Here is a 22,318-nt window from a genome sequence, read left to right as displayed (position 1 = left end):
ATATCGATTTATCCGGATTAAGTTCTGATTATTTTAGAAAGGCAGCTATGTCAGACATACCAACTGCGGACAAGAGAACAAAAACGACTCCTAATGCATATGTCCAAACCTTCTGTGAATGAGGTCCAACCGTGAGGCCCCAAGTAATCGCAAAGGCCCACAAACCATTGGTAAAATGGAAAATAGCGAATAGTACACCTAAAACGTAAAAGACCAATCCCAAAGGCTGACTTAAAAACTGGGATAGTGCTGCGAAATTGGCCTCGCCAAAGCGCAGCAAATAAACATGAACAACAACAAAGACCACAGAATAGATGCCTGAGACACGCTGAAGAATATAGAACCAATTCCGAGCGTATTGGTATCTCAAAACATTGGCTTGCCCGGTGTAAACTACATAGGTTCCATAAATGGCATGCAGGGCTATAGGGATAAAAATCACTACAAGTTCAATAATGAAAATACCAGGGAAACTTTGCATAGTGTGTATTATCAGGTCATACTGTTCTGCTCCGCCAAGAGCTGTTAAGTTAAGAACCATGTGAAACATCAGAAAAAAGCCAATGGGCACCAGACCTAATAATGAATGAACTCTTCGAATTAAAAAATGATGATTAGTCGTTTGCGTCGTTGTACTCATACGCTCCATCCTCTCTTCCGAACTTATCTGCCCAAGTCAGATCCCGTTTCTTGAAACTGAACATCCTATTTAAATCTCCCTCCATTTTTTTGGTTCTAATTATATAGATAGCAATTAGCATGCCAATAAAGATTGAATTAACGAATTTTTCTGACTATTTGTTTTAAAAAATTTATACCCTCATATTTACTGGGTTTAAGAAAGCTTTGATTGAAACTATTTAATATTCAAACTAGTCTAAAACCCCATCGAATCCGGATTGATTGTATACAAATAACACAATCAATTTATAAATTCTAGAATTTAGTATTGAATAATTCTAGTAATTAGAAATTCCTGAGCGCCTGTGGATCTTAGGACATTACCTTTAATTTATTATAGAGTGTTGCTAAGGATATCTTTAACGCTTTTGCAGCTTGCTTCTTTCCTTCAACCGAGTCACCGTAGCTCTCTAAAGCCAGACGAATCATCTTTTTTTCCATCTGTTCAATGGGCATGATGCCTTCGATGATCTGCTCCTGGTGTTGTGTTCTCGAAGAGTCTACAAGATTAAGAATTTGTTTATGGGTAATTATTTCTTCGTCAACCGTTACCATAGCCCGTTCTACGACATTTTGGAGTTCACGTATATTCCCAGGCCAATCATACTGCATCAATATTTCTTCTGCTTGTGCAGTCAGCCCCTTAACATGTTTTCCGAATTTGCGATTAAACTTGGCTATCAGGGAATGCACATAGGCCGGAATATCATCTTTATGGTTTCTAAGGGATGGCAAACGCAATTCTACAACATTGAGGCGGTAAAAAAGATCATCTCGAAAATCCCCTTTTTGGGCCATCTCCAGTAAATTTCGGTTGGTCGCCGCAATCACTCGGACATCCACATTAATAGTTTGCGATCCTCCTACCCGTTCAAACTCCATTTCCTGCAAAACGCGCAGTAATTTTGCCTGCAGATACAGGTTCATATCTCCAATCTCATCTAAAAAAATCGTTCCGCCATTAGCCAGCTCCATCTTACCGAGTTTTGTTTTCACCGCCCCAGTGAACGCTCCTTTTTCATATCCGAAAAATTCACTTTCGAGCAATGTTTCCGGGATCGCCGCACAGTTAACCTTGATAAACGGTTTGTCTCTCCGCAAACTTGACCCGTGAATAGCATGGGCAAATAACTCTTTGCCAGTACCTGACTCTCCGGTAATAAGAATCGTAGAGTTGCTTCTGGCAGCTTTGCGAGCCAGATCCAGAGCACTTTCAAATTCAGGATGACTTCCAATTATGTCGTCAAATGTATATGAGCTGGTTGAGATCTGATTAATGCGGGTTTGTAAATCGCTGATGACTTGATTAGATGCCTTTAATTGCTCCATTAATTTATAAATGTCTGTCAGGGGTTGAAAAACGACCACAGCACCTTCCATTTTGCCGTCAACGACAATGGGTGATGCATTGGCAATCACCTCTACATCCGCCCCTCCAACGACAGCACGATGGGCGAACACTGCTTCATGGGTTCGAAGAGAACGAGCTAAAGCGCCATTAGGAGAGACCTCGAAAATATTCCTGCCAATTCGTTGACCAGCGTTAATTGATGTCACACGACTAAAGGACGGGTTGACATATTTAATCATACCGTCAATGCTGGCGACTTCTATGGCTTCCTGCACTGAGTTCAAAATGGCATCCAGTTCTCCTTTAACACGCTTGATATCTGCCAGCTTTTCTTTCTCTTCTATGATACACATCATTAGATCGGCTCCTTGAGCCTCAATAACTGCAGTCGATTTCTCTTTATTATGTTCAAGTTGTTCTCGAATGGAATCAAGTCCTGTAGCCTCAATGATTACATCAAGGCCGGGAACCTTTGCAAGATCATGGACTGACACACAAGTCTGCACTCCGTCTAATTGTGCAAACTGCATCCCCTTTGCACTCTCAATACAATCGCAAACTACAACAATCTCGACATGTTCAATACTACGCAGCGTCTTATAGATTGATGTCCCTCCTTGGCCCATGCCAACAATACCCACTTTCATTTTCCGAGCCATTTTTTATACCTCCCAAATATTGAACAATTGTTGTAGATATTAGAATATTCGCTTCTTATTTTTAAAATCCTGCTGGAATTGTTATAATTTTTGGAATTATTAGATTTAATTTTACCATAAAATTAAGGAATCCCCAAAATTTTCTTTACCAATATTGGAAAAGCCCAGCTGCGAAATACAACTGGGCTTTTAAACACTATTTATTTTACCTTACAACTCATTTCAATTTATACTTCTCCATAAGCCATCCATGAGCTATATTCCTAAATAGGCTTCTTTAATGTGGTCATTGTTCAACAGTTCTTTACCCTCTCCTTCCATAACGACTCTGCCGTTCTCCAAGACATAGGCCCGGTTGCACATGCTTAAGGTTTTTGCCACATTCTGTTCTACCAGCAACACAGTAACTCCCTGAGAGTTTATCTCTTTCACTATGTCAAAAATCTGAGTTACCAACACCGGGGAAAGCCCAAGGGACGGTTCATCCAATATCAGCAGCTTGGGCAGGGCCATCAATCCTCTGCCCATGGCGAGCATTTGCTGCTGGCCCCCACTGAGATCACCTGCTTCTTGATGTTGCTTTTCATGCAAAATCGGAAATAATTCAAAGACCTTTTTCATAGTCTCTTTTCGTTTGCTTTTAGCTTCAGGCAGCAGTGATCCCATTTCCAGGTTTTCTTTTACGCTCATTTCCGGGAAAAGACGCCGGCCCTCCGGCACATGAATGATACCCTGAGCCGCAATCTTAAAGCTTGCCAGCTTAGTAATGTCTGTGCCAAGAAATTCTATAACTCCCTTTGTACCAGGTATTATTCCTGAGATACTGTTTAAAATTGTGGTTTTACCCGCTCCGTTCGCCCCGAGCAGTACGACTAGCTCCCCTTGTTTTACTTCAAATGAAACGTCCCATAAAACCTGAAGATCTTTGTAGGATGCATTAAGATTTATTACTTTAAGCATGGTCATCACCTAAATATGCTTTAATTACCTCAGGATGTCTCGCTACTTCCTGCGGTTTTCCGATGGTGATCTGGCTTCCGAAGTTTATCGCCAGAATGCGGTCAGAGATCCCCATCATGACTTTCATGATGTGTTCAACAATAATTATGGTCTTCCCTGCCTCACGAATCCTCTTGATGATGGCTATAGCCTCTTCTGACTCCCTCGGGTTCAGCCCTGCGCAGGTTTCATCCAGCATAATCAATTCCGGGTCTGAAGCAAGGGCCCTGGCAATTTCCAGCCTTTTGCGCAGCGCAATGGGCAAACTTTTAGCCTCATAGTTTTTAAACTGGCTCAATCCGCAGAAATCCACGGTCTCCTCAGCCTTAAGCTTTGCCTTTGTCATGCTGTTTGTGCGCAGAAATGCCCCTACCGTCACGTTTTCCAGCACGGTCATGCGTTTTAACGGTTTGACCACCTGAAAGGTTCTTCCTATTCCTAACTTACATATATCATGAGCCGGCACTTGGTCAATCCTTTTTCCTTTGAAATAAATTTCTCCGGAAGTAAGAGGGAAAAAACAACTGATGAGATTAAAAACCGTGGTCTTACCGGAACCATTGGGGCCGATAATACCTAAAATTTCGCCCTTTTCCACCGTGAAGCTTAAGTTATTAACAGCTGTATTACCACCAAAACTCTTCACAATGCTTTTAGCCTCAAACAGACTCATGTTTTGTACCTCCCGGCCAGCCTTTCTGTTGCCTCACAAATCGCCTCAGACTCGTTAACGCTCCTAAAATCCCATTAGGCATAAACATGATGATGATACACACAAGCAAACCAAATACCAGTACATTGGCCGCTCCAAGGGTTGCCCGGAACAGTTCTCCCAAAATTATATAAATGGCTGCCCCGATTGTGGGCCCCCAGGTTGTGGCAGGACCTCCCAGCATAACAACTAAGATGATCATGATGGATACGTTGACTAAATTAAACACTATTTTCGGATCTATGAAGGCTACATAATTCATGTAGAGCGCCCCGGCCAGTCCGGTGAAAAAAGCGCTTGGCAGCAAAGCGATAATTTTATAGGTTGTTGTGGGAATCCCCAAAGAGGTTGCGGCATCCTGGTCTTCCCTTATTGAAACCAGATAATAACCGATTTTAGAGTTTACGATCTTGTAGGTTGTCATGACCGTAACGACTAAAATAGCCAGAGCTATATAGTAATACCAGGCTTTCGAAGTAATTGCCGGCATAATTAAAATTCCCTGGGCTCCATTTGTCACGGACAAATTAGTAAACAAAATTCTGAAAATCTCACCTAAGGCCAGCATTGCCAGGGCAAAATAGGGTCCTCTCAGCCGGAAACAGATCAACCCGATAGGAAACGCTATAATGGCAGCAGCCAGAGGGCCAAGCAGCATACCCCACCAGGGAGATAACTCAAAATACAGGTTTAACATTCCTGCGGAATAGGCACCCAAGCCAAAGAATGCTGCATGGCCGAAGGAAACCTGACCGCCATATCCGCCGAGCAAGTTCCAGGATGTACCGATGGTAGCCCAAATAAGAATTAATATAATCATGTGCAGTTGATAAGGGGCTTTAATCAGCAGCGGGATAACTAATGCTATGACAAGTGCCAACAGCGTAAACAGCCAATTTTTATTTTTCATTCCCTACTCACCTCCGTACAAAGCTTCTTAAGCCGCCAGGCAAAAACAACAGCACCAGGATAAACATGATCAGGCCAACCAGATCCTTATATCCCATAGAAATATAAGTAGCACCTAAGGATTCCGCAGTACCCAGAATTATAGCGCCGATTATAGCCCCCATGGTACTGCCCATTCCGCCTAAAATAGTGATAATAAACGACTTGGCATTAAACAATTGTCCTACATCCGGATATAAGTAAAAAATCGGCAAGAGCAGGGAACCGCCCGCGGCTGCTAACGCAGAGCCAATCCCAAAGGTTATTACCGTAATTTTCGAAGCATTCACACCCATGTACACAGCTGCATCCCGATCCTGAGCAGTAGCTCGGATAGACTTGCCCAGGTCTGTTTTCGTTAAAAATAAATGAAGCAGAGTTGTAAAGGCAATGGCAATAAAAAATCCTATTAACATGGGTACACTGATTGACATATCAGCCAAAAAAATCGTGTTGGAGGAGTACCCTGTGGCAACGGATCGATAGTCAGACTTGAAAATCAGCCGGGCAATTTCGGTTAAGACCAGCATGATACCGATGGTAAGCAGAACCTGATTCTGAGGAAGTATGGATTCAACTTTGACTAAGATATTAATCATATACTTCTGGATGAGGCAGCCAATCAAAAAGGCAACCAGCATCGCTACGAACATACCAAGATAGGGATCAATTCCAAATTGCTGAAAACAGACGTAGGTAACGTACATCCCCACCATAACAATAGCTCCATGGGCCAGGTTAATGATTTTCATGACTCCCATAATCAGGGTCATTCCAAGAGCAATTAAAGCATACATAGACCCAAGCAGGATACCTGATACAACCGACTGGCCAAATAACATCATGTATTAACCCCCCAATGCGATATCTCACTTGCTGTGCTGAGATGGCAAATGGAAGAGGATTATACTTCTTCCATTTGCCCCAATGCTGTAGAAATCCTGAGAATTATGTTCTATCCTTCCAATTAGGCACCGGATAGAGATAGGGTGACGATTTTACGTCTTCCGGCCATATAACTTCCAGCTTTCCCTTCTGCCATTGCACAACATAAGAATAGGGTTTGTTTTGATTGGTATACCCTTCCCAGTCCTCAAACTTAATCGGACCCATAACCGTCATCAGATCGGTTTCTTTGAGAGCCTTTTGAATGCCTGTATTGTTAAATTCTTTAGCTCTATTCAGGGCATCCCCGATAATATACATAGTAGCATAGGCCTGGGCGCCATGGTAATCCGGTTCTTTACCAAACTTTTGCTTATACTTTTCAAAGAATTCTTTAGCACCCGGCCAGGTAACCGTGGGTACCCACAGAGTACTGGAGGCAATATATTCGGAAGCGTCGCCGGCATTTTCCCTGAATTCAGGCAGAGTATATCCAGCGCCCCCTCCGACAAACAGTTTTGTATTGAAATCGAGCTCCTTCGATTGTTTGACAATCATGGACGCGTCCATCAGATAGGAGACTGCAAAAACCATATCGGGGTTGGCATTTTTAACTTTAGCAAGCATCGGTTTAAAGTCGATGGCACCGGACTCATAGGGTTGATCGTAAACAATCTTCAGCCCTCTTTTTTCTGCTTCAGCCTTAAAGCTTTTGGCTGATGACTTGCCAAAATCAGTACTTTCATAGATAATAGCAACCGACTGGGGCTTGACGACCTGATCAATCATCTGCCAGAGAGAGATAGTGTATTTGCTTGCCGGAGCGGCAGTCCCTCGGAAAACCCATTGCCAGCCTTTCTTAGTGATGTCGTCCGCTGATCCGGTGGCGATAAGGAAAGGCATGCTCATAGACTGAGCGGCACCGGCAATAACATTGGTTGAGGCACTGCTGTAAGCGCCGCTTAACATGGAAACCTTATCCTGATTAATGAGCTTTTCTGTGGCCGACTTGGCTACATCCTGTTTACCCTGATCATCTTCAAACAACAGGGTGATTTCTCTGCCTCCAATTGTTGTCTTACCGGCTGCCTTAAGTTCTTCATAAGCCATTTCAAAGGCATTTTTCTCCATATTTCCGAAAATCGCTTCACTTCCGGTTAGAGGCAGAATAACTCCCACTTTAATCGCTTCCGCCGCTCCTTTAGTTTTCTGGCTTCCGCAGCCTGCCGTTGTGACTAAAAGCCCCATAATTAAAACCAAAACTGTTAACAAGCGCCATTTAGCTTTTTTCAATGAATACCCTCCTCCTTAAATAAATTGTGCCCTTTTCACTTGAGCTCTCCCAAGTTCCGGCCTCACCTCCCTAAATGAGAATTACCAATCCTTTGAAAATCCTCCCTGCGGTTCACTCTATTTCCTCACTTCGTTAAGAAACTCCAAACCAATTTCTTTTTCGAATTTAGAGTAGACCGAGGAAAAATCGGCTTTCCAAGTACTTTTTTCCTGACTGGTCAGGGCATAAATGCTGATCTTATTTAGTTTCTTGATTTTCTCTAATTGTTCTTCATTTAACCGTTCGGCCGTTTCTCTCTCCCACTCCGTCACTTCCACTATCGTCTTCTCTAACAGTTCACGGGCCTGACTGGGGAGCTGATCCCAAAACTCAGCATTAACAATCACGGCATACCCTAAAAATCCATGCTGGCTAAGGGTTAAATACGTTTGTACTTGGTCAAATTGCTGAGTATAAATATTGGAAATCGTATTTTCCTGGCCATCCACCTTTCCTTTACTGAGAGCCTCATAAACATCATTAAACGGAAGAAAAACCGCCTCTGCCCCAAACTTATTAAACTGGGCCTGCAAAATTCCCGGAGACATAACCCTGAAGCTTAAACCGTCAAAATCACTGGGTTTAATAATTGGATGGACATTATTGGTCAAGTGTTTAAAGCCGCTGTCCCACATCGCCAGCCCACGCATATTTTTTTCTTCCAACTGACTGAGTAAAGCCTTGCCAAGGGGGCCATCCATGGTTTGATGAACGCTTTCCAAATCGTCAAAAAAATACGGAAGATCCATAACTTGCCACTGAGGGAAAAGCTGAGTCAGCTTCGAAGTTGCCGGGGCAATCATTTGTACATCTCCCCGGCTTAAAGCCTCAAATTCTTCGCCATCCTTAAATAATTGAGAGTTTGGAAAAACCTGAACTTCGATTGAGCCGCCGGAGCGTTCTGAGATAAGCTGAGCAAAGCGAATAGCTGCCAGTCCCTTGGGAGTGTTTTCGTCAACGACATGGGAAAACTTAATGATTATTTTGTCTTCCTTATTAACTTGCTGCCCATCTATAACTCTGCTATGACAACCTGATAATCCCAGAGCCAAGATTATGATAACTAAAATCCAACGTTTTCCGGCCATTCGTTGCTCCCTTTCATCTGTCAATATAAAGTGTTTTAAGTTTAGTATATTTTCAGACTATTCTCAATACTTTTGGTCCTATTGATGTTTCTGGTCTTATTGGTCTAATAAAAAAAATTGTACTCTAAAGTACAATTTTGTATTTGTTAATCGGCCTGCCCACAGATCCGTATTGAGTTTCCAGTAGAACTTGATCGATTTTTTCCAGATACTCTAAATACCTTCGGGCGGTGACCCGTGCCAGACCCGCCCCTTCAGCGACTTCCTCCGCTGAGAGCCCGACTTGTCTCTCTTTAAGGAAATTATAAACTTGCTGAAGAGTAATCTCCCGCAATCCTTTGGGCAATGGTTCACGGCTCTTTCTGTAATAACTTTCCTGACTGGGCAGAATTTTGATCAGGCGGTCTAAATCTTCTTGATTCATTTCTCCCCGATTTCTGAATTGTTCGGCATAGGAGCGATAATTGTTCAGGGCGGCTTCGATCCGTTCAAATTTAAAGGGTTTGATGATATAGTCTACGATGCCGAAATGTAAACCGGCTTGAACAGTTGCCACATCTTGAGCTGCCGTAATCAAAATAATATCGGTAGGTATCCCCTGACGTCTTATTTCCCGAAGTATTTGAATACCATTGCAATCCGGCAGGTAAATGTCTAAAATTACCAAATGCGGTCTTAACTCTTGAATAAGTTCTAAGGCTCCTTTTCCTGTCTTTGCTTTACCGCAAATTCGAAATCCGCCGATTCGTTTAACAAATCCCTCATTGACTTCCATCACCATGGGATCATCTTCTACTAAGACTAAGTCAATTGGATTCATAAGTTTCTCCTCCTTTTAGAACCTTCACGTATAGTTCCATACGCTCTATAATAAATGTGCACCTTTAAGAGGCAGCCTGACGCCGAAGCGCGTCCCCCAGTTTCCGGACTCAAGTTCTATCGTCCCCCCAAGCCTTTCTATAGTCTGTTTAACCAGAGGAAGACCAATCCCGCGATTTCCGGTTCCTTTCGTTGAAAATCCCCATTGAAATACTTTCATCTGATCCTCCGGGGGGATTCCTCCCCCAGTATCTTCAACGCTGAAAATCAAAACTGTATCCTCTTGCTTTATACGGCAATGCACCTCACATAATTCTTTTCCCACAACCGCTTCCATAGCATTTTCCAATAAATTTCCTAAAATAATCGTCAACGCAGTACTATCAATACTCTCCGGCAATTCTCCCAAACTGGAATCATGCTCAAATAAAACATCGACTTTTAGTTCTTTTCCCCGGTTATACTTTCCTAAAAGTAAACCCGCGACACTTGGGTGTTTGATATTCTGACTTAAAAATCTGGTCACTTCCTGTTGTTCCGCTGTTACGTTGTAAACATACTCCATCGCTTCCTGTACTCTGTTTAACTGGATAAGACCCGCAATCGTATGCAATTTATTTAATGACTCATGATTTTGTACTCTTAGAGCTTCTATAAACGTCCTGACACCTGTTAATTCCTCCGCCATTTTACGCACTTCTGTTTTGTCTTTTATAGTTATCACTTGCCCTACAATCTGATCCTTCACTTTAACCGGCAAAAAATTGATAATTACCCAGGTCTGATTCAGGAGAAGTTCCATGGTTTCCGAAGAATCTCTTGCTTCAGGAAGATCATTAAGAACGGAAAGTACTTCGAGGTCGTTCAAATGGACTCCGATTACATTTTTAGTAATTCCGGCGATGTGACAGGCTTTTTGGTTAATGACTGTAATCTGGTTTTCCATATTCAAGGCAACGACCCCTTCATCCATTGCTTGAAAAATAGCCACCCGTTCTTCTAACATCCTCGCGATTTCATTGGGTTCAAGGAAAAACATATTCTTTTTAATATTGCTTGCCAAATAGAAAGAACCCAGGATTCCCAAGCTCAATACCATTATTAAGGAAGAATACAGCTGGATTCTCAGGGTACTGATAATGTCTTTTATTGTAGGAACCAGAATTCCGACCGCTACTACCCCGACTTGACGGGTGCCTTCATCGGCAAGTACCGGTACGAAAGCCCGTATAGACGGACCTAATACCCCGACTGCCTGAGAAAGATATTCTTTTCTTTGCAGAGACGGCCCCTCATCCCCGTCATTAAAGATTGTACCGATTCGATCTAAATAGGGATGGGAATAGCGCATTCGTTTCATATCAAAGACCACAATATACTCTACCCCGGTTGCAATACGAATCCGCTCAGCGAGGGGCTGGATCACCTTAGAACCCTGCTCGGCACCCAGATTTTCCTGTATATCCTGTAATTGAGCCACTGTTCGGGCAATAGCTATCGCTCGGTATCCGATTTCCTGTTCCATTTTGTCTGAAATCCGGTTGACAATAATTACTCCGGCCAAAAAGACCGATAATAAGATTAAGAAAAATGAGAGAATAGCTATCTTGGTTCCCAATTTCAAATGGGGCCTATTCAAATGCCTATTCCCTCCTTGAAATATCTGAATTATATATATTAGTTCGATAATTCAGTTATAATTCCTTCAATAAAATTTTCATATTTCTGTTTTCTTTTTTATACAGTATTTTTAGTAAAATTCTCTTGTCAGATGACTAATAAAGTGTTAAATTAAAGTATATTCCAACGGAGCAATGGCGCTCCTTGAAGATTAAGGAATAATCTTTGAGGGCGTCTTTTTGTTATTACCATGACAACACATAGGAAGGGGAAATCAAACAATGGATATTTTTGGACAAAATGTCTTTAACGATGCCGTGATGAGAAAACGTTTACCGAAAGCAACCTATAAATCGTTACGTAAAACAATCGAAGGCGGACTTCCGCTTGATCCAAGTGTCGCCGAAACAGTGGCTAACGCCATGAAAGATTGGGCAATTGAAAAGGGCGCAACACATTTTACTCACTGGTTTCAGCCCTTAACCGGCATTACCGCGGAGAAACATGATTCCTTTATCTCACCGACTATGCATGGTCTGGTAGGCATGGAATTCTCGGGTAAGGAACTGATTCAAGGCGAGCCGGATGCCTCCTCCTTCCCAAATGGCGGCATACGCGCTACCTTTGAAGCGAGAGGGTACACATCTTGGGACTGTACCTCTCCCGCTTTTCTGAAAGAAGATGCCGGTATCTTGACCTTATGTATCCCTACAGCCTTCTGCTCCTATACAGGGGAAGCACTTGACAAGAAAACCCCGCTTCTGCGTTCTATGCAGGCTCTTTCCAAGCAAGCCCTACGAATCTTGCGGCTCTTTGGTAATACGACAACGACTCAGGTCACCAGTACGGTCGGAGCAGAGCAGGAGTATTTCCTGATCGATAAAAAATTCTACGACAAACGCTTAGATCTCATGCTTAGCGGACGGACCCTATTCGGAGCTATGCCCCCCAAAGGGCAGGAAATGGATGATCATTACTTTGGAAGCTTAAAAGCGCGGGTTGCTGCTTTTATGCATGATTTAAATATTGAGTTGTGGAAACTGGGTGTTCTGGCTAAAACCCAGCATAATGAAGTGGCGCCTGGTCAATTTGAACTGGCACCGATCTTCGGGACAACCAATATCGCAACCGACCATAACCAACTCGTTATGGACAGCATGAAAAAAGTTGCTCTCCGCCATGACATGGTGTGCTTGCTTCATGAAAAACCCTTTGCCGGAGTCAATGGTTCCGGTAAACACAACAACTGGTCAATGTCTACCGATGATGGTCTGAACCTCCTTGACCCCGGTCATAACCCCCATGAGAATTTTCAATTTCTTACTATTCTTTGCGCTATTATTAAAGCCGTTGACGATTATGCTGAACTATTGCGGGTCTCCGCCGCCATGCCGGGTAATGACCACCGTCTCGGGGCCAACGAAGCTCCTCCCGCAATTATCTCAATCTTCCTTGGTGATCAACTCACAGATATCCTTGAACAATTGCAAAATGGAGGAATCACACGTTCCCTCCAAGGAGGAAAGATGGCCAGCGGCGTAGAAACTCTGCCTGCCTTCCATAAAGATTCAACGGATCGAAATCGAACCTCTCCTTTCGCCTTTACCGGAAACAAATTTGAGTTCCGAATGGTAGCCTCCTCTCAATCCATTTCAGGTCCCAACGTAGTGCTCAACACTATTTTTGCGGAAGTCTTCTCCCAGTTCGCTGATCGCCTGGAGCAAGCAGAAAACTTCGATCAAGCTCTTCTCGAACTTCTAAAGGGAACCGTTGCCAACCACAAACGGATTCTATTTGATGGTAATGGCTACGGCGCGGAATGGGTTGAAGAGGCCGCTAAACGAGGACTTCCCAATATAACGTCCACTGTTGATGCTGCCCTTGTTCTTCTGCGTGAATCAACCGTCGAATTGTATAAGAAACATGGCGTTTTGAACCGGACCGAGCTGGAATCACGTTATGAGATTAACCTGGAGAGATATTGCAAACAGATTAACATTGAGGCTCTGACTATGATTGACATGGCCAAACATCTGATTATTCCAGCAGCCGTCAAGTATTCTGCTCAGCTGGCAGGTTCCATCAATGCTATTAAATCTGCCTCAAGCGCTGTCGATATATCCGTCCAGGAAAACCTTCTGATAGATCTTTGTTCGACCCTGACTTCCTTCAGATCAAACTTAGATGCTCTGGAAAAAGATATTCAAGGTTCAGCCTCTGTCCCTGATGATGCTTACGCTAAAGGGGTCTATTACCGTGACGTCGTCTTTCGGGGCATGAAGGCCCTTAGAACGGATGGAGATAAGCTCGAAACCATGATAGATGCAGAGCTTTGGCCACTGCCCACCTATGCTCAAATGTTATATATGCTTTAAACCTCATCAGTTACCAGAAGGTGTTTAATAAGGAAAAAAACAGGGGGACAGGTACATCGTTTCGAAACGATATACCTGTCCCCTGTTTTTCATCACAAATAGAACTGCCCGGCGCACCAAAAAAGATCTGCAATACTGCAGATCTAAACTATAAGAATAGCTTACTTAAAAACAGTGGCTAAGTCTATTACTAAGCTATTAAGCTGTTCGACCCTTATTTGTTCACCTGCGCCAAAAACACTAGGCTTGCTGTACTGATTCCGTTCATCCAGCATGAAAACCATGACCGTTTTATCTACCGGATGGACAATCCAGTATTGCGATACACCGGTCCGCTCGTAAAGGTGCAATTTTATCGAAAGATCCTTTTTCGCTGTTTCCGGCGACAATACCTCGATGACTAAATCAGGAACCCCTTTACACCCTCGGTCGTCCAATTTTTCAGGGTCACAGACCACTACCAGATCGGGTTGAACGACGGTACTGGAAGTCTCGTCTTGTTCTCCTGAGTTTGGCAATCGCACATCGAAAGGAGCGATGTAAACTTCACAAGGTTTATTCTTTAGAAAATTGTAGAACTGGTTATAGAGATCCCCCAAAACCTTTTGGTGCATGCGGGAAGGTGCCGGTGCCATATCCACAGGAATACCGTCAATCAACTCGCAGCGTTTTCCATTAACCCAGGACAAGTAATCCGTATAATTATAATGCTCCCTTTGAGTCAAGGCCGATTTACTCATGGGCTTTCTCTCCTATTCCAGTTCCTTCCTTGTAAATTATATCATAGGGTAAATCTTTAATTCAACGTGGGTACAGGCAACAAGAAGCATTCTTCTCTCACGATAAACGTGGGACGTCTTTCGTTCATGATTATCCGGACGAAAGCAGGGCTGTGATAAAACGATAAAAAGTTTTCGCACAGCCCCTTCTGCATCAATCTTTAGTTTTTATTCCTTGGTTATTTCGATACTTGCATTTTGAGCCAGTGCTAACCCAGCCGCAACTTCAATCGTTTTCATGATCCCGGAAACTCCCGGGCAACTTGGATGCGGGCTGTGCTTGGCGAAGGCTTCATACACTTTCCCCATATGAAGTTTCTGAAAAATCTCTTGGAAGGCATCTATTTCATCTAATTCGTTAGCTATTTTTTGGTAATTCGGACAATCACTTGTTATTTCCAATTTTACTTTATGGTTATCACCGGCTACGGCTTTCACATTAATGGTGAAGCCGCATATCCCGGCCTTGATTACCCCTGTCGCCATAAATATGCTCCTCCAAAATATGAATTAATCTGATAATTACTTCTTGATCTTGCTCTCCGGACGTTTGATCCCTAAAATAGGCGCTGAGTGGTCTTTTCCTAAGTAGAAATTAGACCATGAGGAAGTCTGATATAAATCCCAGTTAGCGGGCGGTACCGGAGGAACATCTAGAGTGTGCTCTTCCCCATACTTTTTAAGCCTTGCATACGCTCTAACCCAAACGCATTTCTTCTCTTTCGGGAAAACTTCACACCAGCCATCCAAGCTTCCGCCACAGGCTCCATTACGTTGATTTTTAGGGCATTGTGACATTGGGCAAAGATAACCTATATCCAAAATAGCGCAATCACCGCAATCCTTGCAATCGAGCATGACAACTTTGGCAATATGCTCAACTGCGTGAAGTCTCTTCTCTGCTTTTTTCTTGCCTTCCGCGGCATGATACATACTGCGCAATACAGGGAAGAGCTTCTTGTTAGGTGTAAACATTAAACTGTGCATCCCTCTCATCAGCGAGTTCATTGCACCTGCAGGAGCATCTAAGGGCCGACCCTTGCGGTTGGCTGGCCGGTCTGTATTCAGGCCGGTCTTTTCATCCTTTTCAAAGTAATAGAAACCATTGTTTTGAGGATAATCAAACTCCTTAATGTAATCCTGCCAATTCGCGCTGAGTTCTTCTCCTTTATCAATGATGTATTCCACTTGCTCGTATTTAAGATTATGCCCGCCGATATGCACACCTGCAAAACCCATGCCTTTCATAAAGGCATACATTTTAGCAGCTCTCAGCATCCGCTGACCGACCCCTTTGTCGGCGGCAGTCTTTTCTTCATTAAGTTCTGCTAACAGCTTGTCAGTGACAACACAACCAGGCAGCTTATTTTGGTTCATAACATTAGCAGCACCATAGGGGAGAACATAGATATTTCCGACAACTGGAACATCAAGTTTGTTAACTTTCAGGAACTGGAGAACTTCGTGACATTTACGTGCATCATAACCGAGTTGGGTAACGATAAATTGCGCGCCGCCTTGGATTTTCTTTTTCAGCTTATAGTACTGGATCATTTGCTCGGCCTCTGTGGATTTGAAGGGGGAAACAGCCGCGCCTGCAAAAAAATCACTGGGTGCGTGATAAGTAGGTCCCTTCATACCCGGCACTTCCAAACCCTTATTCATCTCTGTTATTAATTGCAGAGTGTTAGAGGGGTCAAGGTCAAAAACCGGCTTGGGACGTCCCTTGAATCCGGAATAGGTATAGTCTCCCGTCATAACCAGAAGATTACGAACCTTTGCACGATCTAAGGCATAGAGCTGACTCTCCATTTGGTTGCGGTTTTTATCTTTACATGTAAAATGCACTAATGGTTCAATCCCCAATTTGAGGATTTCCATTCCCAAATAATCCGCCAGAATAGCCGGGTTACCCCCGGGATTATCCGTGATGGTAAGTGCATGAATCCTGCCGCCTTTAGCAGCTTGTTCCGCCGAGGCAATCGCGGTTTGCTGGGCTTTTTCATTGGCACCTCTTCCAGGTACAAGTTCCCAGGTCACAGATAGGGTGTTCTTGTCAAGCAGCGATTCTTTGAATTTATTTTCCATTACACATTTCCTCTCCCTTATTACCAATTAGTTCTTGGACATTGCCCTTTTATTCTCTAATCATTATAACTCTTCTTGGCCAATAATTTAAGACATATTCAGTCTTTTCTCAACTTTTAATTAACTTAATCGCTCCAGGTACATGCTATTCATGAAATAATTGGAGAATTTAGCACTCCCCCCAAGTTCAATGTGACGAATTTTCTTATACAATTCTTGGGTCATATCCATTTCCTTGTGATTCAGGAGGGCCCGTATGGCTCCAACATGAGCAGCATTTCCTACCATCTTAACTTTTTCCGGAGAAATATCCGGTACCAAACCAATGTTCAAGATGTTGTCAGCCTTGAGATAGGTTGCAAAGGTTCCCGATAAAGTGACCGAATCGAGTTCCGCAACGCTGATGCCAGCCATCTCTACTAAGGTTTTAATCCCGGCACAGACTGCTCCTTTAGCCAACTGCAATTCCCCGACATCTTTTTGACTAATGGTCACATCCGCGCTTTGATCCGTTCCATAAGCTAAGACAAATTCACGACCCTTTTCGACAGATCGTATCCGTTGGCGAAGTTCATTGGAAAGTTTGTCTGCTGTTTCCGGAACACTTATTTTTCCTTGTTTATTAATGACCCCAGCCTTACGCATCTCATCGATGGCTTCAATCAGACCGGACCCGCAAATTCCAATTGGCTCCTGCTCGCCGATAACTTTACAGTCAACACCGCTTTCTGTGATGGTTACACTTTCAATGGCTCCCTGTTTCGCTCTCATGCCATAGGCTATCCCCGCCCCTTCAAAGGCCGGTCCGGCCGCTGTGGAACAAGCCAGCATCATCTTATCTGTATGCAGGAACAGTTCACAATTAGTACCTAAATCAATGAGCAAATGATTTCCTTGTCCCAGAACCTCAGGCGCTCCGACTATAGCCCCGACGGTATCCCCCCCGACAAAGCTGCCGATATTTGGCAGCAGGAAAACTTTAGCCTGGGAATTGATCTCCAGCCCTAAATCCAACGCTGAGAATTCCAACGGTCTGTTGCAAACGGAGACAAAGGGCGATACCGCCAGATGAGACACATCCAAGGCGAGTAACAGGTGATGCATGGTAGTGTTGCCTACAATGGTCATTTTAACAATCTCGTTTTTAGGCACACCGGTTTTGGACTCGATTTCTTTTAATAAGTGATTAATGGTTCTCCTAACCGCATTGCGCATTGTCAAAGCATTTTCCGAGCTTGCTTTTGCAAATGAAATCCGGGAAATTACGTCCGCACCATAAGCAGTCTGCTCATTCTCAACGGAAACAACCTTGAGCAGGTTACCGGCGATCAAATCATATAAGGCCAGCCCTACACTGGTTGTCCCGATATCCACTGCAACCCCATACAATCTCTGCGCAGTATCTCCTGGTTCGATCTCCAAAATCTCATTTTCAGAAACAGTTACAGTAAGAACAAATTGATCCGCACGCAAAACGTTGGATACCTTTCTCAGGACAGGCAAACTCGGGCGATTATAATTCCTGCCCGTGATGGCAGTCAGAGCATCCAGAACACGATCCAAGTCTGCTCTCTCATCCTCTAGTGAAGGCTTGCTGAGAGTCAGACAAAATTTTTCAATTCCAGGGTCTAACGCTGAAACTTTCATCCCTAAAAGGGCGCTTTCTTTGCGATCCTGACTTTCTACAAAATTCAGTTCGATAACCATTCCCTCTTGGGGAATCACCTTGCAAGCCAGGCGAAATCCTGCCTTAATTTCTACCTCAGTGAGATGCTCTAAATCCTGGGCACTTGGTGCGGATGGATTGCCAGTGATTCGAACTTTACACTTACCGCAGGTCCCGCGACCATTGCAAATATTCTCGACCGGCAGCTGATGACGAGTGAGGGCTTCCATTAATGTTTCATTTTCATTAGTTCTAATAACTCGGTTAGGGAGTACTTTAACTTCCATGATTACCTCCTGCCAACATTTTTACTAAAAGCTATCCATAAAACAGACTGAGTTTTGCGTGATAGTTAAAATCTAGTCCTTAGTTTAACTTTACTACTCAGGCAACGATGGGACAAAGACACTTTATCCCATTATAGGAATATTCGATCTTTACTAATGTTTTTCCTTCTTATTCGTACCTTAACAAGAAAGTCTGCAAGTTTTTTCAGGGTATTGACAAGATAATCCGGGTTAATCCCAACCCGGGATACTAAAGATACTTGCTGTATAAAATCCCCTACTCTTATCAGAGAAGGGGATTTTAGATAAATACTTGCTCAATTAAAGTATTGTTTCAGGATGGAACACATTATATTCTGCTCTCGTCGAACGGGTTCATCAGCCTAAGAAGTCAAATTGCTTATTCCGATAAGCCTTGAGATAGTTGACACAATAGTCATCTCTTCCGGCCAATGTCTCAGCAGTAACCAAACTTGCCATCATCATCTTATCCAATGGGTTGATAATGAGAGCATCCAGACCTTTGCCAATCGCCATAATTGCAAAGGCATGGTTCATGAATTTACGGACAGGAAGACCATAGGATACGTTTGACAGGCCACAAATCGTATGGACTCCTTTAAAACGAGTCATGATGGCCTCTACGGAATTAATAAATTCAACAGCAAAGGTACTATTAGTAGAGACCGGCTGAACCAAGGGATCAACATAAATGTTTTCAAGGGCCACATTGTTTTTAACGAGTCCATCAATTAGTTTTTCGGCAATTCTCAGCCGTGCATCCATTGTTTCCGGCATTCCCTCGTCACTCATACACAGCGCGACAACCTTTAAGTCTGTTCCTGCAACAATAGGGACCAAGGCATCATAGCGCTCTTTTTCCAAGGATATGGAATTAATCATTGCGATGCCTTTGTGCACAGATAAAGCAGCCTCAATAGCCTTGGGATCCGGGCTGTCGATACAACAAGGTGCGTCGACGGCTTCTTGTACATTTTTCACTAGCCATTGGAGGTATTCCGCTTCCTTTCCGACAAAAACACCTGCATTGACATCAATAAAATGGGCACCGGCTTCATATTCATCTTTAGCCACCTGCTTGATATATTCAGCGTCTTGTGCCTTGATGGCTTCTCCAATCGCCTTGCGGCTTGCATTAATTAATTCTCCGACAACTAACATGTTTTTTTCCTCCTCATATTCGGCTTAATAATAATTTTAGAACGATCATTTCATAAGTATTTGCAAATTTGATGCCAATACATCTTAGCTAATAATCCGCTGATCATTCATTAAAAACAGTCGATTTACCGCTGGAATTTCAAGTATATTTGAATAAATTCTATTATTCAAGAAAGTGATGCTCTTGTAAGTCTATTTTGACTTACACCTCCAACTACTGACTTCTAAACAAGTCAACAGGACTTAATTTAGATTTTATTCAAAACGTCTTAGAAACTTCAAAAAGATTACATGACCTTCCATCATTTGTAAGCTCAAATTACAACTCTAGATCTTTCTAAAACTATAGTATTCGTCAAATATAGCCAAAATCCTCTTATCAGATATTTAACCAATCGATAAAAGCGACTGTGAAGTGTCAATATAATATTATATTGTAATGATTTAATTAGTTTAACGATTAAAGACTAACGTCTTTAGGACTACCGGCACAACTCTTCCCCCCATAAGAGGTTTTCCAATATCAATAAAATCACAATTTTCTACTTCGAGCTGATCTATACAGACCAATTCAAGGGGGCGATTGTCTGAAGCATTTATGCACTGTCCTAAGACTTTTCCACAATCTGCTTCGATTACAAGAATGAGAGGTTTATCTCTATATAAATAGTCTTCCAGCCCCAAAAGTAATCCTTGAGCCAAACTATTGATATCTGTAAAGGACATCGTTCGGGGTCCTTTCAAGGCAATAGCCACAATTTCCTCAGAGTGTTCCACTTGAAGTCCAAGGATAACCTTTTTGACAACTTCGGCAATCTCCTGCGGCGTTTCGGGAATCGCCGATGTAAAAGGGAAAATAACCATCACATTGCGCAGCGGCAATCTAGTTTCCTGAAGATGAATAGTGCTGCCGCTCAGATTGACGGACTGAGTCCCAGTTCCGATGACGGTTGCTCGCACTGTCTCATCTGGCTTTTCTAAGACAAAACCGGATGCCTCCAAGTTCACTTTAAGCTCCCATCCCAAAAGCGGTCCAAAATCTCCAAAAGCAGTCACTTCAGCCATGGTTGCCGGTCCGGTTAAAGCATAAACATAGTCTGCTACCCCGCCGGAAATCATCACTTTTCCAATCGGGTGTTCTAACCGTAAAGGAGGTGTCATGAGAAGTTCGTTCGTTAATCCAGAGTGCACAGAAGTCTTAAGTACCTCTGCAACACATGAAGCCATCGCTTTGACAATGGGACGAAGCTGAGGAAGAGTTACCCGCTCTCCGACCTGAAGCCTTTGTCCTGTAGCGTGTAAAGCAATTTTTGCCGGTTCGGAAATGTAAGTGATCCGGTCCCCGTTCCGTTCAAACTCTATTAAGTGTCCGCCGACATTAATACAAGAAGAATCGATGGCCTTGCCCTCATGAAAGACAGCATAGTTAGATGTTCCGCCGCCCACGTCGATATTGACAACAACTTGGTGCCTCCGGGCTGAATATAAGGCAGCCCCTGATCCTTTACCTGCAAAAATCGCCTCCAAATTGGCGCCGGCAGTGGCCACGACGAAGTCACCTGCAAATCCGGCCAAAGCATCAATAATTGCTTTAGCGTTTTCTTTCTTTGCCGTTTCTCCCGTAATGATCACGGCACCTGTGTCAATCATCTCAGGAGTCAGCCCTGCAGCCTGATATTCAGTTTCCACAATCTTCGAGACCTCAACCGCATTAATTAAGTCCCGGTCTATAAGAGGCGTAAAATAAATCCCGCTGCGATGGATCACCTCTTTATCCGTGATTTCCACACGAGGAACTAAGGTTCCGGAGGCGGTATTTTCAATGGTTAATTGGCTGATCACCAGTTGGGTCGTTGTGGTTCCAATATCAATGCCCACGCTCGTGATCCTTTGATTCGTCGATTCGGGCATTTTATCACCGCCCCTATTTTTGCTGGTTCAGCTTAACACCACTTGCTTTAGCATCAAGAATTTGTTTAATAACATCTGTGAGATGGGCACCGGCTTCAGCTGGAGGGATTCCGCCTTTGTGGATATTGGAGATCACTGTACGATCAGCCTCCACAGTCTGATTATCCGGCTGATAAATCACGTAAGCGCTGAGACTCTCCGCAGTTCCCAGTCCCGGACGCTCTCCTATCAAGGAAATAATAACATCCGAATTAACGATAGAGGCTACATGATCCTGTATCCAGACTCTTCCGTTCCTCACGAAAAAAGGAGTGCCTACTTTAATTCCTGCAGATTTTAGTCCCTGCAGCAAAGCAGGTAATAAATCAGGAATATTGGCCTCAATGGCATTTGAACTTAGCCCGTCGACGATCAGAATCTGAACTTGAACATTCTTTTCACACTTCTCTGAAATTGTTTTTATTGCTTCCGCCGATAAACGCCTCCCTAGCTCCGGTCTTTGCAGAAATTCATTTTTATTGGCAGCAGCACTTTGAACAGACATCAAACTCATCCGTTGGAGGAATTCTTCGGAAACATCCAGGAATACTGCATCTTGTGCTACAGCATGATCTGCCAAAAACCTTAGCAATGACATGGTTTTAGGGCGGGCACCGGCTCTGCCAACCCCGATCCGGGCCGGAGTCAGCTTTTTCATGGCCCTAACCGCATCGGCATTAAAAGGGTTAGAAATCTGCATTTCTTCAAGTGGAGGCAACGAAACCATTTTCTCGGACTCCGGGAGAGGAACTATAGGTGTATCCATCATCGCCGCCGACATCATATGGTCTTTTCCCTTTTGGGACAGCAGCCCTTTCCTGGCCAGTTCTTCCATAACACTTTGGATAATAACTCTCTCAACTTCCTTATTTGCAGCCGCCACCTCGATTTCCTCC

At 43.4% G+C, this 22,318-nt stretch carries 18 protein-coding genes; 1 reads left to right on the top strand and 17 read right to left on the bottom strand.

Annotation, left to right across the window (positions count from 1 at the left end):
* Window positions 1-28: 28 nt before the first annotated feature.
* The 10 genes from DESYODRAFT_RS08095 to DESYODRAFT_RS08050 form a co-directional block, all read right to left on the bottom strand.
* Window positions 29-640, bottom strand: a complete 612-nt coding sequence (locus DESYODRAFT_RS08095) for a succinate dehydrogenase/fumarate reductase transmembrane subunit (RefSeq protein WP_007781631.1) — start codon at window positions 638-640, stop codon at window positions 29-31.
* A gap of 353 nt (window positions 641-993) precedes the next feature.
* Window positions 994-2,691 (bottom strand): sigma 54-interacting transcriptional regulator, encoded by a 1,698-nt coding sequence (locus DESYODRAFT_RS08090; RefSeq protein ID WP_007781629.1) that lies wholly within the window; start codon window positions 2,689-2,691, stop codon window positions 994-996.
* A 255-nt stretch (window positions 2,692-2,946) separates the two neighbouring features.
* Entirely contained in the window at window positions 2,947-3,651 is a 705-nt protein-coding gene (locus tag DESYODRAFT_RS08085; protein WP_007781626.1) for an ABC transporter ATP-binding protein, read from the bottom strand.
* Window positions 3,644-4,363, bottom strand: a complete 720-nt coding sequence (locus DESYODRAFT_RS08080) for an ABC transporter ATP-binding protein (RefSeq protein ID WP_007781623.1) — start codon at window positions 4,361-4,363, stop codon at window positions 3,644-3,646. Before DESYODRAFT_RS08080 ends, DESYODRAFT_RS08085 begins: the two co-directional genes overlap by 8 nt.
* Entirely contained in the window at window positions 4,350-5,312 is a 963-nt protein-coding gene (locus DESYODRAFT_RS08075; RefSeq protein WP_007781620.1) for a branched-chain amino acid ABC transporter permease, read from the bottom strand. The genes DESYODRAFT_RS08080 and DESYODRAFT_RS08075 overlap by 14 nt, the downstream gene beginning before the upstream one ends.
* Before the next feature lie 7 nt (window positions 5,313-5,319).
* On the bottom strand, window positions 5,320-6,195 hold the full coding sequence (locus DESYODRAFT_RS08070; protein ID WP_042338340.1) for a branched-chain amino acid ABC transporter permease: 876 nt from the start codon (window positions 6,193-6,195) through the stop codon (window positions 5,320-5,322).
* A gap of 103 nt (window positions 6,196-6,298) precedes the next feature.
* Entirely contained in the window at window positions 6,299-7,528 is a 1,230-nt protein-coding gene (locus tag DESYODRAFT_RS08065; protein ID WP_007781615.1) for an ABC transporter substrate-binding protein, read from the bottom strand.
* Between the two features lie 117 nt (window positions 7,529-7,645).
* Window positions 7,646-8,656 (bottom strand): TRAP transporter substrate-binding protein, encoded by a 1,011-nt coding sequence (locus tag DESYODRAFT_RS08060; RefSeq protein WP_007781613.1) that lies wholly within the window; start codon window positions 8,654-8,656, stop codon window positions 7,646-7,648.
* Window positions 8,657-8,780: 124 nt separating this feature from the next.
* Window positions 8,781-9,476 (bottom strand): response regulator, encoded by a 696-nt coding sequence (locus tag DESYODRAFT_RS08055; RefSeq protein ID WP_007781611.1) that lies wholly within the window; start codon window positions 9,474-9,476, stop codon window positions 8,781-8,783.
* 45 nt (window positions 9,477-9,521) lie between these two features.
* Entirely contained in the window at window positions 9,522-11,114 is a 1,593-nt protein-coding gene (locus tag DESYODRAFT_RS08050; protein ID WP_007781608.1) for an ATP-binding protein, read from the bottom strand.
* A gap of 262 nt (window positions 11,115-11,376) precedes the next feature.
* On the opposite strand from DESYODRAFT_RS08050, the gene DESYODRAFT_RS08045 reads away from it, so the two are divergent.
* Window positions 11,377-13,470 carry a glutamine synthetase III family protein gene (locus DESYODRAFT_RS08045; protein WP_007781605.1) on the top strand — a complete coding sequence of 698 codons (2,094 nt, stop codon included), beginning with the start codon at window positions 11,377-11,379 and terminating at the stop codon, window positions 13,468-13,470.
* Window positions 13,471-13,631: 161 nt separating this feature from the next.
* On the opposite strand, the gene DESYODRAFT_RS08040 is transcribed toward DESYODRAFT_RS08045, so the two are convergent.
* The 7 genes from DESYODRAFT_RS08040 to eutC all read right to left on the bottom strand — a co-directional run bounded on the left by DESYODRAFT_RS08040 (window position 13,632) and on the right by eutC (window position 22,305).
* The gene (locus tag DESYODRAFT_RS08040; protein ID WP_007781602.1) at window positions 13,632-14,210 is read right to left on the bottom strand and encodes a Uma2 family endonuclease; all 579 of its coding nucleotides are present in this window, start codon (window positions 14,208-14,210) and stop codon (window positions 13,632-13,634) included.
* 207 nt (window positions 14,211-14,417) lie between these two features.
* Window positions 14,418-14,735, bottom strand: coding sequence for a DUF6951 family protein (locus tag DESYODRAFT_RS08035; protein ID WP_007781599.1), 318 nt, complete (start codon window positions 14,733-14,735; stop codon window positions 14,418-14,420).
* Window positions 14,736-14,771: 36 nt separating this feature from the next.
* Entirely contained in the window at window positions 14,772-16,337 is a 1,566-nt protein-coding gene (locus DESYODRAFT_RS08030; protein ID WP_007781596.1) for a methylenetetrahydrofolate reductase C-terminal domain-containing protein, read from the bottom strand.
* A 120-nt stretch (window positions 16,338-16,457) separates the two neighbouring features.
* Window positions 16,458-18,290 carry an ASKHA domain-containing protein gene (locus DESYODRAFT_RS08025; protein ID WP_007781593.1) on the bottom strand — a complete coding sequence of 611 codons (1,833 nt, stop codon included), beginning with the start codon at window positions 18,288-18,290 and terminating at the stop codon, window positions 16,458-16,460.
* 378 nt (window positions 18,291-18,668) lie between these two features.
* Complete coding sequence (locus DESYODRAFT_RS08020) at window positions 18,669-19,472, bottom strand: methyltetrahydrofolate cobalamin methyltransferase (RefSeq protein ID WP_007781590.1); 804 nt, start codon at window positions 19,470-19,472, stop codon at window positions 18,669-18,671.
* Between the two features lie 453 nt (window positions 19,473-19,925).
* Window positions 19,926-21,383, bottom strand: a complete 1,458-nt coding sequence (locus tag DESYODRAFT_RS08015; RefSeq protein ID WP_007781588.1) for an ethanolamine utilization protein EutA — start codon at window positions 21,381-21,383, stop codon at window positions 19,926-19,928.
* A 13-nt stretch (window positions 21,384-21,396) separates the two neighbouring features.
* Window positions 21,397-22,305 carry an ethanolamine ammonia-lyase subunit EutC gene (gene eutC, locus DESYODRAFT_RS08010; RefSeq protein WP_007781585.1) on the bottom strand — a complete coding sequence of 303 codons (909 nt, stop codon included), beginning with the start codon at window positions 22,303-22,305 and terminating at the stop codon, window positions 21,397-21,399.
* Window positions 22,306-22,318: the final 13 nt, after the last annotated feature.

Origin of the sequence: Desulfosporosinus youngiae DSM 17734, from assembly GCF_000244895.1 — a bacterium.
Taxonomy (GTDB): domain Bacteria; phylum Bacillota; class Desulfitobacteriia; order Desulfitobacteriales; family Desulfitobacteriaceae; genus Desulfosporosinus; species Desulfosporosinus youngiae.
The sequence above is the reverse complement of the archived record's forward strand: the minus strand, read 5'-3'. Positions and strand labels throughout refer to the sequence as shown.

Bases quoted from the DNA above. Each gene is read 5' to 3' on its own strand.
- DESYODRAFT_RS08095 (WP_007781631.1), bottom strand. From the start codon at position 640: ATGAGTACAACGACGCAAACGACTAATCATCATTTTTTAATTCGAAGA.
- DESYODRAFT_RS08090 (WP_007781629.1), bottom strand. From the start codon at position 2,691: ATGGCTCGGAAAATGAAAGTGGGTATTGTTGGCATGGGCCAAGGAGGG.
- DESYODRAFT_RS08085 (WP_007781626.1), bottom strand. From the start codon at position 3,651: ATGCTTAAAGTAATAAATCTTAATGCATCCTACAAAGATCTTCAGGTT.
- DESYODRAFT_RS08080 (WP_007781623.1), bottom strand. From the start codon at position 4,363: ATGAGTCTGTTTGAGGCTAAAAGCATTGTGAAGAGTTTTGGTGGTAAT.
- DESYODRAFT_RS08075 (WP_007781620.1), bottom strand. From the start codon at position 5,312: ATGAAAAATAAAAATTGGCTGTTTACGCTGTTGGCACTTGTCATAGCA.
- DESYODRAFT_RS08070 (WP_042338340.1), bottom strand. From the start codon at position 6,195: ATGATGTTATTTGGCCAGTCGGTTGTATCAGGTATCCTGCTTGGGTCT.
- DESYODRAFT_RS08060 (WP_007781613.1), bottom strand. From the start codon at position 8,656: ATGGCCGGAAAACGTTGGATTTTAGTTATCATAATCTTGGCTCTGGGA.
- DESYODRAFT_RS08055 (WP_007781611.1), bottom strand. From the start codon at position 9,476: ATGAATCCAATTGACTTAGTCTTAGTAGAAGATGATCCCATGGTGATG.
- DESYODRAFT_RS08045 (WP_007781605.1), top strand. From the start codon at position 11,377: ATGGATATTTTTGGACAAAATGTCTTTAACGATGCCGTGATGAGAAAA.
- DESYODRAFT_RS08040 (WP_007781602.1), bottom strand. From the start codon at position 14,210: ATGAGTAAATCGGCCTTGACTCAAAGGGAGCATTATAATTATACGGAT.
- DESYODRAFT_RS08035 (WP_007781599.1), bottom strand. From the start codon at position 14,735: ATGGCGACAGGGGTAATCAAGGCCGGGATATGCGGCTTCACCATTAAT.
- DESYODRAFT_RS08030 (WP_007781596.1), bottom strand. From the start codon at position 16,337: ATGGAAAATAAATTCAAAGAATCGCTGCTTGACAAGAACACCCTATCT.
- DESYODRAFT_RS08025 (WP_007781593.1), bottom strand. From the start codon at position 18,290: ATGGAAGTTAAAGTACTCCCTAACCGAGTTATTAGAACTAATGAAAAT.
- DESYODRAFT_RS08020 (WP_007781590.1), bottom strand. From the start codon at position 19,472: ATGTTAGTTGTCGGAGAATTAATTAATGCAAGCCGCAAGGCGATTGGA.
- DESYODRAFT_RS08015 (WP_007781588.1), bottom strand. From the start codon at position 21,383: ATGCCCGAATCGACGAATCAAAGGATCACGAGCGTGGGCATTGATATT.